This is a genomic window from [Mycobacterium] manitobense, assembly GCF_025821665.1.
GTDB classification, from domain to species: Bacteria; Actinomycetota; Actinomycetes; order Mycobacteriales; family Mycobacteriaceae; genus Mycobacterium; species Mycobacterium arseniciresistens.
In genome coordinates this window covers 1-12940 of the sequence record NZ_JACKSJ010000025.1, presented here as the reverse complement: position 1 = coordinate 12940, position 12940 = coordinate 1, and the positions used below count along the sequence as shown (strand labels likewise).

Sequence of the window (12940 nt, the reverse complement as noted above, 5' to 3'; positions counted from 1 at the left end):
CGCATCGACACCGGACGCTGTGCGGTGACAGCACACCAGCGAGAGGAGCCCGGTGACCGAGCCACGCCGCGACAGCACCCGTCGAGACAACGTCCTGATCGTGCACTGGCACGACCTGGGCCGGTATCTCGGCGTCTACGGCCACCCCGACGTCACCAGCCCGCGCCTGGACGACTTCGCCGCCGAGAGCATCCTGCTGACCCGCGCCCACGCCACCGCACCGCTGTGCTCGCCCTCACGCGGGTCGCTGTTCACCGGCCGCTACCCGCAGACCAACGGCCTCGTCGGGCTGGCCCACCACGGCTGGGAGTACCGCTCGGGCATCCGCACCCTGCCGCACATCCTTGCTGAAACCGGTTATCACACTGCTCTTTTCGGCATGCAGCACGAGACCTCCTTCCCGGCCCGGCTCGGGTTCACCGAGTTCGACGTGTCCAACTCGTTCTGCGAGTACGTGGTCGAGCACGCCGCCGCCTGGCTGCGGCAGTCGCCGCACCGGCCGTTCCTGCTCACCGCGGGGTTCTTCGAGACGCACCGGCCGTATCCGCACGACCGGTACACCCCCGCCGACCCCGACAGTGTCTCGGTGCCGGGTTTCCTGCCCGAGAACGACGAGGTCCGCCAGGACCTCGCCGACTTCTACGGTTCGATCACCGTGGCCGACGCCGCGGTCGGCCGGCTGCTCGACACCCTGGAGGAGACCGGTCTGGACCGCAGCACCTGGGTGGTGTTCATGACCGACCACGGGCCCGCCCTGCCGCGCGCCAAGTCGACGCTCTACGACGCGGGCACCGGCATCGCCATGATCATCCGGCCGCCCCGCGACGCGGGCATCGCGCCGACGGCCTATGACGACCTGTTCAGCGGTGTGGACCTGGTGCCGACGCTGCTCGACCTGCTCGGCATCGAGGTGCCCGCGGACGTAGACGGCATGAGCCACGCAGCGAACCTCATCGCGCCGCCGGTGGACGGCTCCCAGACCCGCACCCACCTGTACTCCACGAAGACCTACCACGACTCCTTCGACCCCATCCGCGCGATCCGGACCAAGGATTACAGCTACATCGAGAATTACGCCGCACGGCCGCTGCTGGACCTGCCGTGGGACATCGCCGCCAGCGCGCCCGGCCGGGCGGTGGCGCCGTTGGTGAATTCCGAACGGCCGCAACGCGAGCTGTACGACCTGCGCACCGACCCGGCGGAGCAGGACAACCTGCTCGGTCCCGACGCGACCGCGGATGCCGAGGCCGTCGCCAACGATCTCGCCCTGTTGCTGCACGACTGGAGACAGAAGACCAACGACGTGATTCCCTCCGATTTCGCGGGTACCCGGATCTCAGAGCGCTTCACCGAGACATACCTGCGCATCCACGGCGGAAGGATCACCAGCAGGTCGGCGCTCGCGGCCGACCGCGGCATCGAAGATCAACACAGCACCACACAAGAGTCAGGATCACGATGATTCAAATAGTCGGTTCTGCAACGGAATACGGCGCCGGTTAGGCTCTCGCGCATGCCTGACCATCCGACGGCGTATCTCGTGCTGGCGTCGCAGCGCAGCGGCAGCACGTTGCTCGTCGAGTCGCTGCGAGCGACCGGCGTCGCCGGTGAACCCCAGGAGTTCTTCCAGTATCTGCCCCGCACCAGCCAGGCGCCCCAGCCCCGCGAGTGGTTCGCCGACGTCACCGACGAATCGATCCTTCGGTTGCTCGACCCGCTGGACGCCGGCACGCCGGACCTGGCCCCTGCCACGATCTGGCGGGATTACATCCGCACCGTCGGCCGCACCCCCAACGGCGTCTGGGGCGGGAAGCTGATGTGGAACCAGACGCCGCTGCTGCTGGACCGCGCCAAGGATCTGCCCGACCGGTCCGGTGACGGCCTGCTCGCGGCGATCCGCGACGTGGTCGGTTCCGACCCGCTGCTGGTGCACGTGTACCGGCCCGACGTCATCTCCCAGGCGGTGTCGTTCTGGCGGGCGGTGCAGACCCGGGTCTGGCGCGGCAGGCCCGACCCGGTGCGGGACGCCCGCGCCGAGTACCACGCCGGCGCCATCGCCCACGTGGTCAGGATGCTGCGCGCCCAGGAGGAGGGCTGGCACACCTGGTTCGCCGAGGAGAGCGTCGACTACGTCGACGTGCCGTACCCGGTGCTGTGGCGCAACCTCACCCAGGTCGTCGGAGACGTCCTCGAACGACTCGGCCTCGATCCCCGGCTTGCGCCGTCGCCGGTGCTCGAACGGCAGGCCGATCAGCGCTCCGACGAATGGGTCGACCGCTACAAGGCCGACGCGCAGAGGGAAGGACTTCCGACATGACAGCAACCATCGAGGACCTCCGGGTCGACGAACTCCGCCTGCTCGAGGCCGAGGCCGTCCACATCATCCGGGAGGTCGTCGCCGAGCTGCAGCGGCCGGTGCTGCTGTTCTCGGCGGGCAAGGACTCCATCGTGCTGCTGCGGCTGGCGGAGAAGGCGTTTCGGCCGTCGCCGCTGCCGTTTCCGGTCATGCACGTCGACACGGGCCACAACTTCGACGAGGTCATCGAGTTCCGCGACCGCCGGACCACCGGCCAGGGCCACAAGCTGATCGTCGCGTCGGTACAGGAGTCGATCGACAACGGCCGGGTGCCCGATCCGGGTCCGGGCGCGTCGCGCAACCGGCAGCAGACCCGCACGCTGCTCGACGCGCTGGAGGCCGGTGGCTTCGACGCGGCCTTCGGCGGCGCCCGGCGCGACGAGGAGCGGGCCCGCGCCAAGGAGCGCATCCTGAGCTTCCGCGACGAGTTCGGGCAGTGGGACCCCCGCGCACAGCGCCCGGAGCCGTGGTCGCTCTACAACGGCCGCATCAAGAAGGGCGAGCAGGTCCGGGTCTTCCCGCTGAGCAACTGGACAGAGATCGACATCTGGCGCTACATCCAGCTGGAGAACCTCGAGCTGCCCTCGATCTACTTCGCCCACGAGCGGGAGGTGGTCGGCCGCGACGGCATCCTGCTGGCGGTGTCGGAGTACGTGCAGCCCCAGGGCGACGAGACCTCCGCGGTCGAATGGGTGCGCTACCGCACCGTCGGCGACCTGACGATCACCGGTGCGGTGCGCTCGCGGGCCGTCGACATCGAGAAGGTGATCGAGGAGATCTCCGCGGCCACCGTCTCCGAGCGCGGCGAGACCCGCGCCGACGACCGCACCTCGGTGGCCGCCATGGAGGACCGCAAGCGAGAGGGTTATTTCTGATGAGCGCTTCGACGGTGTCGGCACCGACCACCCCGGTCACCCGCCAGCTGCTGCGGATCACGACCGCCGGATCGGTGGACGACGGCAAGAGCACGCTGATCGGGCGGCTGTTGCACGACACCGACAGCCTCCCGCTCGACCATCTGGAGGCCGTCAAGGACGAAGAGGGGGTCGCCGACCTGGCGGCGCTGTCCGACGGGCTGCGCGCCGAGCGCGAGCAGGGCATCACGATCGACGTCGCGTACCGGTTCTTCTCCACCGAGAGCCGCAGCTACATCCTGGCCGACACCCCCGGCCACGAGCGCTACACCCGCAACATGTTCACCGGCGCGTCCAATGCCCACGCCGCCGTGCTGTTGGTGGACGCCCGCGCCGGTGTGCTGCGCCAGACCAACCGGCATGCCCGAATCGCGAAGCTGCTCGGCATCAAGCACTTCGTAGCGACGGTCAACAAGATCGACCTGGTGGACTTCGACCGCAACCGCTTCGAGGAGGTGCGCGAGGAGCTGCATCAGGTGGCGGCACGCCTCGGCGGCCTCGAGCTCACGGTCATCCCGATCGCCGCGAAACTCGGCGACAACGTGGTGCACCGCTCGGACAACACGCCCTGGTACGAGGGGCCGACACTGCTGGAGTATCTCGAGAACGTCGAACTCGTTGCGCCGCAACCGGAGGCGAGCAAGCTGCGGCTCCCTGTGCAGTGGGTGTCGCGGCCGACCGCCGAGCAGCGCCGCCGCTACACCGGCCGGCTGGCGGCGGGCACGCTGAGTGTCGGTGACACCGTCGTGAGCCTGCCGTCGGGCACCAGGTCGACGGTCACCGTGGTCGACACCCTCGACGACGACCGGCCGGTGGCCGTCGCGCCGCTGTCGGTGTCGATCGAGCTGGCCGACGACATCGACGTCGGCCGTGGCGACGTCTTCGTCAGCGGCGAGGAGGACGCCACCCTGCCGGTGCTGGCCCGTGAGGTCGACGGCACGGTGTGCTGGTTCCGCGACACCCCGCTACGGGCCGGCGACCGGCTGGCGTTCAAGCAGGGCACCCGGACGGTGCGGGCCACCGTCCAGGCCCTGCACAGCCGGCTGGACCCAGAGACGCTCGAGGAGGTCGACAACCCGGTCGAGTTGTCGCTCAACGACATCGGCTCTGTCACGCTGCGCACCAGCTCGATCGTGGTGGCCGACGCCTACGCCGACAACCGGGACAGCGGCGCCTTCATCCTGATCGACGAGACGACGAACGACACCGTCGGCGCCGGCACCATCACCGAGCCGCGAGAGGTCAAGCCCGGCGAGCAGACGCGCAACGACATCCGTTGGCATCCATCGTCTCTCGACCGCGCCCACCGGTGGACGGCCACCGGGCAGCGCGGCGCCACGATCTGGTTCACCGGGCTGCCCGCGTCGGGAAAGTCGACGATCGCGGTGGCGGTGGAGCGGGCCCTGGTCGAGTCGGGTCAGGTCGCGTACCTGCTCGACGGCGACAACATCCGGCACGGGCTGTCCGATGATCTCGGCTTCTCCGCCGGTGACCGCGCCGAGAACATCCGTCGGGTCGGGCATCTCACCCGGCTGTTCGCCGATGCCGGCGTGGTGGCGCTGGCGTCGCTGGTGTCGCCGCTGAAGTCCGACCGCGACATCGCCCGCGCGCTCAACGATGCGGCGAAGCTGCCGTTCATCGAGGTGTACGTGTCGACGTCGGCCGAAGAGTGCGAGAAGCGCGATCCGAAGGGCCTCTACAAGCGGGCCCGCGCCGGCGAGCTCAAGGGCCTCACCGGTGTCGACGCGCCCTACGAGGCGCCGGAGAACGCGGATCTGGTGCTCGACACCACCGGCGCCGACATCGACAGTCTGGTCGCCCAGGTTCTCGACCTGCTGAACCAGAGGCGCTAGCCGACCCTGGCCACCACGAACACCCGGCGGAACGGGAAGAACGTCCGGCCGTCGGGCGTGGCCGGGTAGGCCTCGTCCAGCAGCGGGATCAGTTCGGTGCGGAAGCGCTGCCACTGATCGTTGTCGAGGCGGCTGCGCACCGGGGTCAGCGCGGTGCCGGTGATCCACTCGAGCACCGGGTGATCGCCGGTCAACTCGTGCAGGTACGTGGTCTCCCATGCGTCGACGGTGCAGCCCGCCTCGGTGAGCAGTTCGGCGTAGCCGGCGGGTGCGTCGACCACCTTGCCGACGCGGAACGGTATGTCACTCAACAGGTCCCGCCATTCGACGCTGCTCGCGAGGTCGCGCACCGCGACGTGTGACGGCGCGTCGAAGTTGCCGGGCACCTGGAAGGCGATCCACGCGCCCGCGCCCAGCGCGCGCGTCCAGGACACCAGCACGTCCCGGTGTTCGGGCACCCACTGCAGGGTGGCGTTGCTCACCACGACATCGGTGTCGGGCGCCGGCGTCCATGCACGCACATCGCCCACCCGGGCGTCGACGCCGCGCTCTCGGGCGGCGTCCACCATCTCCTGCGAGCTGTCCCAGGCCTCGATCACCGCGCCGGGCCACCGCTCGGTCAGGGTGACCGTGAGATTCCCCGGGCCGCAGCCAAGGTCGACGACCCGGCGGGGATCCTGCGCACCCACCCGCGCCAGCAGGTCGAAGAACGGCCGCCCGCGGTGGTCGGCGAAGGCCAGGTAGGTGTCGGGATTCCACATGTGCGTCAGTCTCGCACTTCGCTAGCATCGGAGGCCGTGGAGCCGTCCAGCGCCGACCCGGTCGATCCGCCCATCCCCGTTCCCGACGTGCCCGGTGGCGACGCCGGCCCCCGTGGGCTGCCTCGTCGGGAGGATCTCACCGTCCGCCAGCGGCTGATCGTCGACTCGTCGGCCGCCGCGGACATCGCACTGCGCACCGGTCTGGCGTCGATGGTTGGCGCGGCGATGCTGCCGTCGGTGATCGGATCGCTGTTCCGGCCCGAACAGGCCGGCATCGAGCAGGAGCACCTGCGGTTCTACGGCGAACTGGCGGCGGCCCGCGATCCCGCAGTGTCGTTCCCCGCGCCGAAGGAGCCGCCGCGGATCTCCTCGCGTCCGGCCAATCCCGTCGCCGAGTGGATCGCACACGGGCGGGTGCACAACATCAGGTTCAGGAGCAGCTTCGAGGCGGTGAACCCGGCGCTGCGGGAGCGGTGCAGCGGCTTCGAGCGCAACAACGTGGTCCGCGCGCAGCACTGGCGCCACGATGACGGTCCGCACCCGACGCTGTGCGTCATCCACGGCTTCCTCGGCTCCGCGTACCTCGCCAACGGCCTGTTCCTGTCGCTGCCCTGGTTCTACCGGTCCGGCTACGACGTGCTGCTCTACACCCTGCCGTTCCACGGCCGACGGGCCGAGAAGTGGTCGCCGTTCAGCGGTTACGGCTACTTCGCGGGCGGCGCCGCCGGATTCGCCGAGGCGATGGCCCAGGCGGTGCACGACTTCCGCTCGCTGCTGGACTATCTCGAGTTCACCGGTGTCGACCGCATCGCGCTGACCGGTATCTCTCTGGGCGGCTACACCTCCGCGCTCATCGCGTCGGTCGACGAGCGGATCCAGGTGGTGATCCCGAACGTTCCCGTCGTGACGCCCGATCGCACGGTCGACGAGTGGTTCCCGGCCAACAAGCTGGTCGCCCTCAATCGCGCAGTCGCACAGACTGACCCACAGATCGCGGAGGCCGCCACCCGGTACTCCTCGCCGCTGAACTACCGCCCGCTGGTGCCGAAGGAACGCCGGCTCATCATCACCGGGCTCGGTGACCGGCTCGCCCCGCCGGAACAGGCCGAGATGCTGTGGGAGCACTGGGATCGCTGTGCGTTCCACTGGTTTCCCGGCAACCACCTGCTGCACGTCAGCCAGCCGGACTACCTGCGCCGGATGACGCGCTTCATGAGCGGCTACATGCTGGCCTGAGCGGCGACGGCGTCCTGCGTCACGGGTTCCCGGCGGCCCGGCTGGTCCGTCGGCCACCACAGCTGGTCGAGCAGACCGTCGGGCAGCGCCGTCGGATCGCCCTCCAGCCGCTCGTCGGACGCCGGGGCCAGCGCCTCCAGCGCCGGGCGGTGCCGCCCCCGCTGCGGGGTGAGGCCGGCGGCGGGTGCTCCGGCGCCGGGCCGCTCCGCCGTGCGGACCGCGCACCCGACGGCGACGCTTCTACGCGCCGCCGTGCCGGTGATCTCCAGCGCGGTCCAGGTGTCCGAAGACAGCGCGGGGACGGCGGCGAGTGTCTCGGACAGGTTGTCCTTCACCGCGACCCGGTACGCGGCGACGAATCCGGCCTCGTCCCGGACACCCCGCCACGTCTCCTTCGCGCCCGGCGGGACGGGAGTGTCGGCCCGGTCCTCCACCGTCACATTCCAGCCGGCCTCGCGAAGGTGATCGGTCAGCCGGCGGCCTGCGATCTGCGCCGTCTCCTGCAATGGGATGCTCGTCGACCGTGCCTGCAGCGCGGCCAGGTTGTCCGCCGCTCCCAGCGTCAGGCTCACCCACGTGGTGCGGGTGCCGCCGGCGTCGTGGCTGACGACTTTCACCTTGTGGGCGCGGATCCCGTAGCGCTCGACGTAGCCGGCGATGAGCGGCAGCGGCACTGCCCGCTGTTCGGACGGGTCCAGCCGCAGCACCACGGTCGCGTAGGCCGCCGGCCTGCCGGACCCCTTGGCGTGCCGCTTGCCGTGGTTGCGGCGCCACACCGCGAGGCGCCGGCTGACCATCGTCGTGGCGAAGAGCCCACGCCACCAGGCGAAGACGACGATCAGCACCGCGGCGGCGACGCCGAGCACCCACCAGTCGAGGGTGGTCTGCCACGGGTAGGCCAGCGCCGCCGCGACGATGACGAGTGCCGCCAGGGTGATCCGAACCGTCATGCGGGGTCCTTTCGTCGGTCAGAGCCGAACACCACGACCGCCAGCACGATCAGCGCGAGCGCGCCCGCGCCGGCGAACGCCACGATCCTCGGGGTGTCGTCCTTCGCGGGTGGTTCCGGCGGCGCGGCCACCGGCTTGCTGGAAACGGCTTTCGCCGTTGCGGTTTCGGGCACATCCCAGGTCAACGCCGCAACGGGGTCGACGCTGCCCGCGCCGACCACACTCGACGGCGTGCGCGGGCCGCCGTGGGCGGTGGTGGTCAGCCTGCGGACCACCTGTTCGGCCGACAGCTGCGGATACCTGCTGCGGACCAGCGCCGCGACGCCCGACACGTATGCCGCCGCGTAACTGGTGCCCTTGATCGGGTTGTACTCCTGCCTCTCGTTGGGCAGGCCGTTGGCCAGACCGCCGCCGGGGGCGTTGCTCACCGACGTGATGCTCTCGCCGGGCGCCGCGATGCCGACCCACGGGCCGGCCATGGTGAAGTCCGACGGTTGCCCGCCGGGGGTCAGCGATCCGACCGACAGGACGTACGGCTGCCACCACGACGGGATCGAGACCGAGGTGACCCCCGCCCAGTTCCTCGGGTCGGCAGGATTGCCCGCGTCGGCAACCGGATTCGACTCGCATGCCGTCCCGGTGGTCAGGCCGCCGCGCTGGTTCCCCGCGGCCGCCACGACGACCGCGTCCTTCTCGATGGCGGCGTACCGCAGCGCGGCGCCGAGTTCCGCCTGGTCGACCGACCTGTCCGCCGGGAGGCAGGTGACCACCGAGATGTTGATGACGCGGGCGCCGAGATCGGCGGCGCGCACCACCGCCCGGGCCAGACTCGTCACGTCGCCCGCCGCCCGCGCGGTGGCCTGGTCCTCGCCCGGGTTGCGCGGGGAGAACGCCGCGGAGTTCTGCCGGATGGACAGGATCCGCGCGTTCGGCGCCACCCCGGAGAAGCCGTCGGTGCCCGGCTTGCCCGCGATCAGGCCGGCCACCAGGGTGCCGTGCCCGTCACAGTCGGTCAGGCCGTCGGTCGACTGCACGAAGTCCCCGCCCGGCTCCACGTCGGGCAGCCTCGGACCGGGTTGCACGCCGGTGTCGATGACCGCGACGGTCTGCCCCTCGCCCCGGCTGTGCTCCCAGGCGCCGGCCAGGTCGAGCGCGACGGCATTCGGGCTGACCGCACCGGGATCGCTGCCGCCGATCACGCCGCTCGTCACGCATTCGGTGCGCTGTTCCATCGGCTGCGCCGGTCCGGCGCTGCCGGACGGCGGCGGCAGCAGCGGGTCGACCTCGGGCGGGCTGACGGCGGCGGCAGGTGGACTGCTGATCAGCAGCACCGTGCACGTCGCGGTCAGCGACGCCAAGACCTTGTGCATCACCGAGGCATCACCGTTCGAGGACCCAGGTGAACAGCCCGACCAGGTAGGCCATCACCGGGATCAACGATGCGTCGACGGCGGCCGCGGCGAAGCCCACCAGGCGCCGCATCGGCAGCGAATAGCTCTCCGGCGATGCGACCTTCGGGTTGAGCGCGACGATCACCCACACCGCGACCAGCACGGCCAGCGCGAGCAGCGTCCACCACGCCGCCTGGTAGCGCTCGGTCACCGCGAACGTCACCAGCAGCGCGGTGGCCACCAGGTAGGAATGACCGAGCAGCCACGCCTTGCAGGGCGCCGAATCCCACACGCGGGCACGCAGAGTGGCGCCGGCGGCAGCTGCCGCGACGACGTACCACGCCCACGGCGAGGCGTCCGACGGTGCGACCAGGAACAGCGAACCGGTGACGGCCAGCAGCACACCGGCCGCGATGAAGCCGACCTGATGGGACTGGCTGATCCGCACCCGGCGCGGCAGGTCCTCGAGGACGCGCAGAGGCTGGGCCGACGGCGTCGGGTCCCCGGGTGCGGGGATGACCGGCAACGGGAACCGGGCAAGCGTCGCGGAGAGTTGCGCGGCCTGAACGGTGACCAGCAGCCCGATCACGATCAGCAGGCAGCCGATCTTCACCGGGTTCAGCTCCCAGAAGATCGCCGCGCCGGAAGCCAGCAGGACGCCGAGGCCGACGGTCGCCGTCGCGGTGAACAGGCCGATGGCGCGTGCCCCGGTGGTGAGGCTGATGACCGACCAGGCGGCCACGCCTGCAGCGCAGAGCAGAATCTGAGGTGCACCGAATTCGCCGGGTACGGCCAGCGTGAACGCGGCTGCCACCGGCGCCAGCGCCACCACGGACAGCGCAGTGCCCAGCCGGGCGGCCCCCGGGCGGGCGAGCAGCGCAGCCAGCGCGGTGGCCAGGGCCAGTCCGCAGACGGTGAAGAGTCCGACCAGTTCGTCGGTGACCACCCGGTGCGTCACGGACAGGGCCGTGGCGATGAGCACCAGACCGAGCACCGCGAGCGTCGCGCCGCGCTGGATCTGGGCGATGCCCCACGGCTTGGCGCGTGCCGCCGAGAAGATGACGGCGGCGTCGGCGATGTCCTCGACGATGCGCGGCGCCGGGGTGCCCGCCGGGACCGGCTGCAGCGCAAGGAGATCACCATCGACGACGCCCACGGTGTCCAGCGTGGCGTCCAGGCTGAACGGCGCCCCTCCGATGGGTGCCAGGCTCAGCCGCACCGGGTCGGGCACCTCGGGATCGTCTGAACCGCCTGCCGGCAGCACCAGGCGCTGGACCGCGGGCAGGATCTCGCGCAGCGGCAGGTCGGCAGGAAGCGCGACCTCGGTCAGCCGGCCGCCGTCGTCGCCGGCCGCGAGGACGGCCACGCGCACGATCGGCATCACAGTGTTGTCGGACATTGCTCGTTTCTCGGATCTCTCGTCGTGTCTTCGGTTGTCTCCGCGTCGAAGTCGCGGGTGAGGTTGAGGTCGGGGAACCAGGGTCCGCTGGGCAGCGAACCGGTCAGCCGCTCCACGGCGGCGGCGATCGCGAACGGGGTGCCCGGGGCGAAGCTGGAGACCCATTCCCCGTCGAACGCCTTGGCCGGGCTGACCAACACCCGGCCTGCGAGGGTGTCGACGATGCTCACGCCGACGCTGGTGGTGACGCGGTGGCCGTCACGGTGCTCGCCCGCGACGATCTCCACATACGTTCTGGTGTCGGCGAAGGCGGCCTCGACGACCGGACGGGCGGACGCCGGAATCCCGAGGAAGTCCAGCACCTCAGCCAGCGGAACACCGTCGCGGATCTGCTGATCGGAACGGGCGCCCAGCGCAGCCGGCAGGGCGAACTCGTCGAAGTGGGCGGGTTTGCGCCCCGACAGTCCGACGGCCAGCACCGGAACCAGCGCATGCGGGTGATCGATCGCCATCTCCGTGAACGTCACGAGGTGGGCGTTGCGCAGGACCACCACGGTGCGGCCCTCGCGGCGCGCGATCACACCGCGCAGCAGATCGCCCGGCCCGGAGACGAAGCGCAGATCGAGCCACTGCTCAGCGCGCGTCGTCACCCGGACCCACTGTGCCACCGCGGGATCGATCATCCCGTCGGCGTTCATCACCCCGAGTGCGGTCAACTCGGCGGTGCGTTCGGCGACGAACTGGGACCGTTGAGACATGTCGCTGTACGGCGGCGTGATCGCCAACACCCACGGAAAGGAACCCGCACCGAGGGTGTCGGCGACGAACCACGCCTGCTCGACGGTCAGTTCGACGGCGTTAGGACTCACTGAGCCTGACGCCGGCCCCGGTTTGCCAGCGGTGGCTCATGCCCCCCACTTGGCGCCTTCGGCCATGTCGCGCGCGTTCATCGACGCGGTGTTCATCTCGTGGGTCGACGCCATCGCCCGGTAGGCGCGCACCAACTCCTCGAGCGCCATGTTCCACTGCGCCTGCCACGCCTGGTACGTCATACCCGTGTCGCCCTGCCACGCACCGGCCAGCGCTGCCTGCTCGCTGGCGATGTCCGCGCCCACCGCGTGCATCGCGCCGGCATAGGTCGACATCTCTCCGGCGTGAGCCATCATCGCCGGGTAGTTGTACATGATCTGAGACATCACAAACCCTTTCGTTCGCCTTTGAATCCGGTCAGATCGCGGTGTAGGTCGACGCGGCCGCGGCGTCCTCGGCCACGTAGGTGCCTGCGGCGTCGCCCAGGTTCACCTGTGCGATGTCCAGCAGTGCGTTCACCTTGGCCGACACCTCGATGAACCGCATGTGCGCGGCCTGGAACGCCGCCGACGACTCACCCATGTGAAACGCCTGCGCCGACGTCGCCGCCTGCTCGGCCTGCGCCATGGTCGAACGCATCAGCGCCGTCTTGGCGCCGAACGCGGCCTCGGAGGCCACCAACTGCGGAATGTGCGCATCCAACATGCTCATCTATTGCTTCCTTTCACCCTTGTTCGTTCGAAACAGACTGTCCCCCAGCACGTCGCTCAGTTGCGCGATCCCCCCTCCGGGCCGTCCTGCTCGGGCTCCCACGACGTGGGCAGCATCGGCACCACCGGGCCCCCGTCGAACGCATCGGTGGACACCGTCGTCAGCCCCGCAGCGGCGGCATCGGAGCGGCCCGCGGTACCGCTGAACCCCATCGGCCCGCCACCGCGGGTCGACGCACTCACCCGCGGCTCATCGGCCGACGACGTCTCGCCGTCAGGCTCGTCCTCGTAGTCCATGTAGGCGTCGGCGTATCCGCGCCCCTTGACCTCGGCGACCTTCTTGCGCCGCCGTTTCCGCCGCTCCGCGGCCGACAGCGCCGCAGCGGCGGCCGCGGCGGGGATGCCGGACGCCGGCGCCTTGGCACTCGAACCCTCCCGGAACGTCGGGGAGAACCCCTCCTCCGGATCGGACCCCGCCACGGCGTACGGCGCGATCGGCGCCGCCGCGGGGGCGGCGGCCGACGTGGACGGTGCGGGGGCGGCGGCCGACGTGGACGGTG

At 70.6% G+C, this 12940-nt stretch carries 13 protein-coding genes; 5 read left to right on the top strand and 8 right to left on the bottom strand.

What is annotated here, in order from left to right; translation table 11 throughout:
- Positions 1-52: 52 nt before the first annotated feature.
- Genes H7I41_RS03735 through cysC form a run of 4 tightly spaced genes read left to right on the top strand, consistent with a single transcriptional unit; the run spans position 53 to position 5123 of the window.
- Positions 53-1462 (top strand): sulfatase family protein, encoded by a 1410-nt coding sequence (locus H7I41_RS03735; protein ID WP_264011224.1) that lies wholly within the window; start codon positions 53-55, stop codon positions 1460-1462.
- Positions 1463-1513: 51 nt separating this feature from the next.
- Positions 1514-2317, top strand: coding sequence for a trehalose 2-sulfotransferase (gene stf0 / locus H7I41_RS03730; protein WP_264011223.1), 804 nt, complete (start codon positions 1514-1516; stop codon positions 2315-2317).
- Complete coding sequence (gene cysD / locus H7I41_RS03725) at positions 2314-3231, top strand: sulfate adenylyltransferase subunit CysD (RefSeq protein WP_264011222.1); 918 nt, start codon at positions 2314-2316, stop codon at positions 3229-3231. The genes stf0 and cysD overlap by 4 nt, the downstream gene beginning before the upstream one ends.
- Positions 3231-5123 (top strand): sulfate adenylyltransferase subunit CysN, encoded by a 1893-nt coding sequence (gene cysC / locus H7I41_RS03720; RefSeq protein WP_264011221.1) that lies wholly within the window; start codon positions 3231-3233, stop codon positions 5121-5123. The genes cysD and cysC overlap by 1 nt, the downstream gene beginning before the upstream one ends.
- Here cysC and H7I41_RS03715 read toward each other — a convergent pair.
- Positions 5120-5884: a trans-aconitate 2-methyltransferase gene (locus H7I41_RS03715; protein WP_264011220.1), complete on the bottom strand. Its 765-nt coding sequence runs from the start codon at positions 5882-5884 to the stop codon at positions 5120-5122. The genes cysC and H7I41_RS03715 overlap by 4 nt on opposite strands.
- Positions 5885-5920: 36 nt before the next feature.
- On the opposite strand from H7I41_RS03715, the gene H7I41_RS03710 reads away from it, so the two are divergent.
- Complete coding sequence (locus tag H7I41_RS03710; RefSeq protein WP_264011219.1) at positions 5921-7120, top strand: alpha/beta hydrolase family protein; 1200 nt, start codon at positions 5921-5923, stop codon at positions 7118-7120.
- On the opposite strand, the gene eccE is transcribed toward H7I41_RS03710, so the two are convergent.
- The 7 genes from eccE to H7I41_RS03675 all read right to left on the bottom strand — a co-directional run.
- Entirely contained in the window at positions 7105-8070 is a 966-nt protein-coding gene (gene eccE / locus H7I41_RS03705; protein WP_264011218.1) for a type VII secretion protein EccE, read from the bottom strand. The two genes, H7I41_RS03710 and eccE, sit on opposite strands and share 16 nt — an antisense overlap.
- Positions 8067-9440, bottom strand: a complete 1374-nt coding sequence (gene mycP, locus H7I41_RS03700; protein ID WP_264011217.1) for a type VII secretion-associated serine protease mycosin — start codon at positions 9438-9440, stop codon at positions 8067-8069. The genes eccE and mycP overlap by 4 nt, the downstream gene beginning before the upstream one ends.
- A gap of 10 nt (positions 9441-9450) precedes the next feature.
- The gene (eccD, locus tag H7I41_RS03695; protein ID WP_264011216.1) at positions 9451-10860 is read right to left on the bottom strand and encodes a type VII secretion integral membrane protein EccD; all 1410 of its coding nucleotides are present in this window, start codon (positions 10858-10860) and stop codon (positions 9451-9453) included.
- Entirely contained in the window at positions 10842-11729 is an 888-nt protein-coding gene (locus H7I41_RS03690) for an ESX secretion-associated protein EspG (protein ID WP_264011215.1), read from the bottom strand. Before H7I41_RS03690 ends, eccD begins: the two co-directional genes overlap by 19 nt.
- A gap of 36 nt (positions 11730-11765) precedes the next feature.
- Complete coding sequence (locus tag H7I41_RS03685) at positions 11766-12056, bottom strand: WXG100 family type VII secretion target (protein ID WP_264011214.1); 291 nt, start codon at positions 12054-12056, stop codon at positions 11766-11768.
- Between the two features lie 31 nt (positions 12057-12087).
- Positions 12088-12381 carry a type VII secretion protein EsxS gene (locus H7I41_RS03680; RefSeq protein ID WP_264011213.1) on the bottom strand — a complete coding sequence of 98 codons (294 nt, stop codon included), beginning with the start codon at positions 12379-12381 and terminating at the stop codon, positions 12088-12090.
- Between the two features lie 56 nt (positions 12382-12437).
- Positions 12438-12940: PPW family C-terminal domain-containing PPE protein (locus tag H7I41_RS03675; protein WP_505011356.1), on the bottom strand; the 503-nt coding region annotated here is incomplete at its 5' end.

Excerpts from the sequence above, each read along its gene's own strand:
- stf0 (WP_264011223.1), top strand. The coding sequence starts at position 1,514 with ATGCCTGACCATCCGACGGCGTATCTCGTGCTGGCGTCGCAGCGCAGC.
- cysD (WP_264011222.1), top strand. The coding sequence starts at position 2,314 with ATGACAGCAACCATCGAGGACCTCCGGGTCGACGAACTCCGCCTGCTC.
- cysC (WP_264011221.1), top strand. The coding sequence starts at position 3,231 with ATGAGCGCTTCGACGGTGTCGGCACCGACCACCCCGGTCACCCGCCAG.
- H7I41_RS03715 (WP_264011220.1), bottom strand. The coding sequence starts at position 5,884 with ATGTGGAATCCCGACACCTACCTGGCCTTCGCCGACCACCGCGGGCGG.
- eccE (WP_264011218.1), bottom strand. The coding sequence starts at position 8,070 with ATGACGGTTCGGATCACCCTGGCGGCACTCGTCATCGTCGCGGCGGCG.
- mycP (WP_264011217.1), bottom strand. The coding sequence starts at position 9,440 with ATGCACAAGGTCTTGGCGTCGCTGACCGCGACGTGCACGGTGCTGCTG.
- eccD (WP_264011216.1), bottom strand. The coding sequence starts at position 10,860 with ATGTCCGACAACACTGTGATGCCGATCGTGCGCGTGGCCGTCCTCGCG.
- H7I41_RS03685 (WP_264011214.1), bottom strand. The coding sequence starts at position 12,056 with ATGTCTCAGATCATGTACAACTACCCGGCGATGATGGCTCACGCCGGA.
- H7I41_RS03680 (WP_264011213.1), bottom strand. The coding sequence starts at position 12,381 with ATGAGCATGTTGGATGCGCACATTCCGCAGTTGGTGGCCTCCGAGGCC.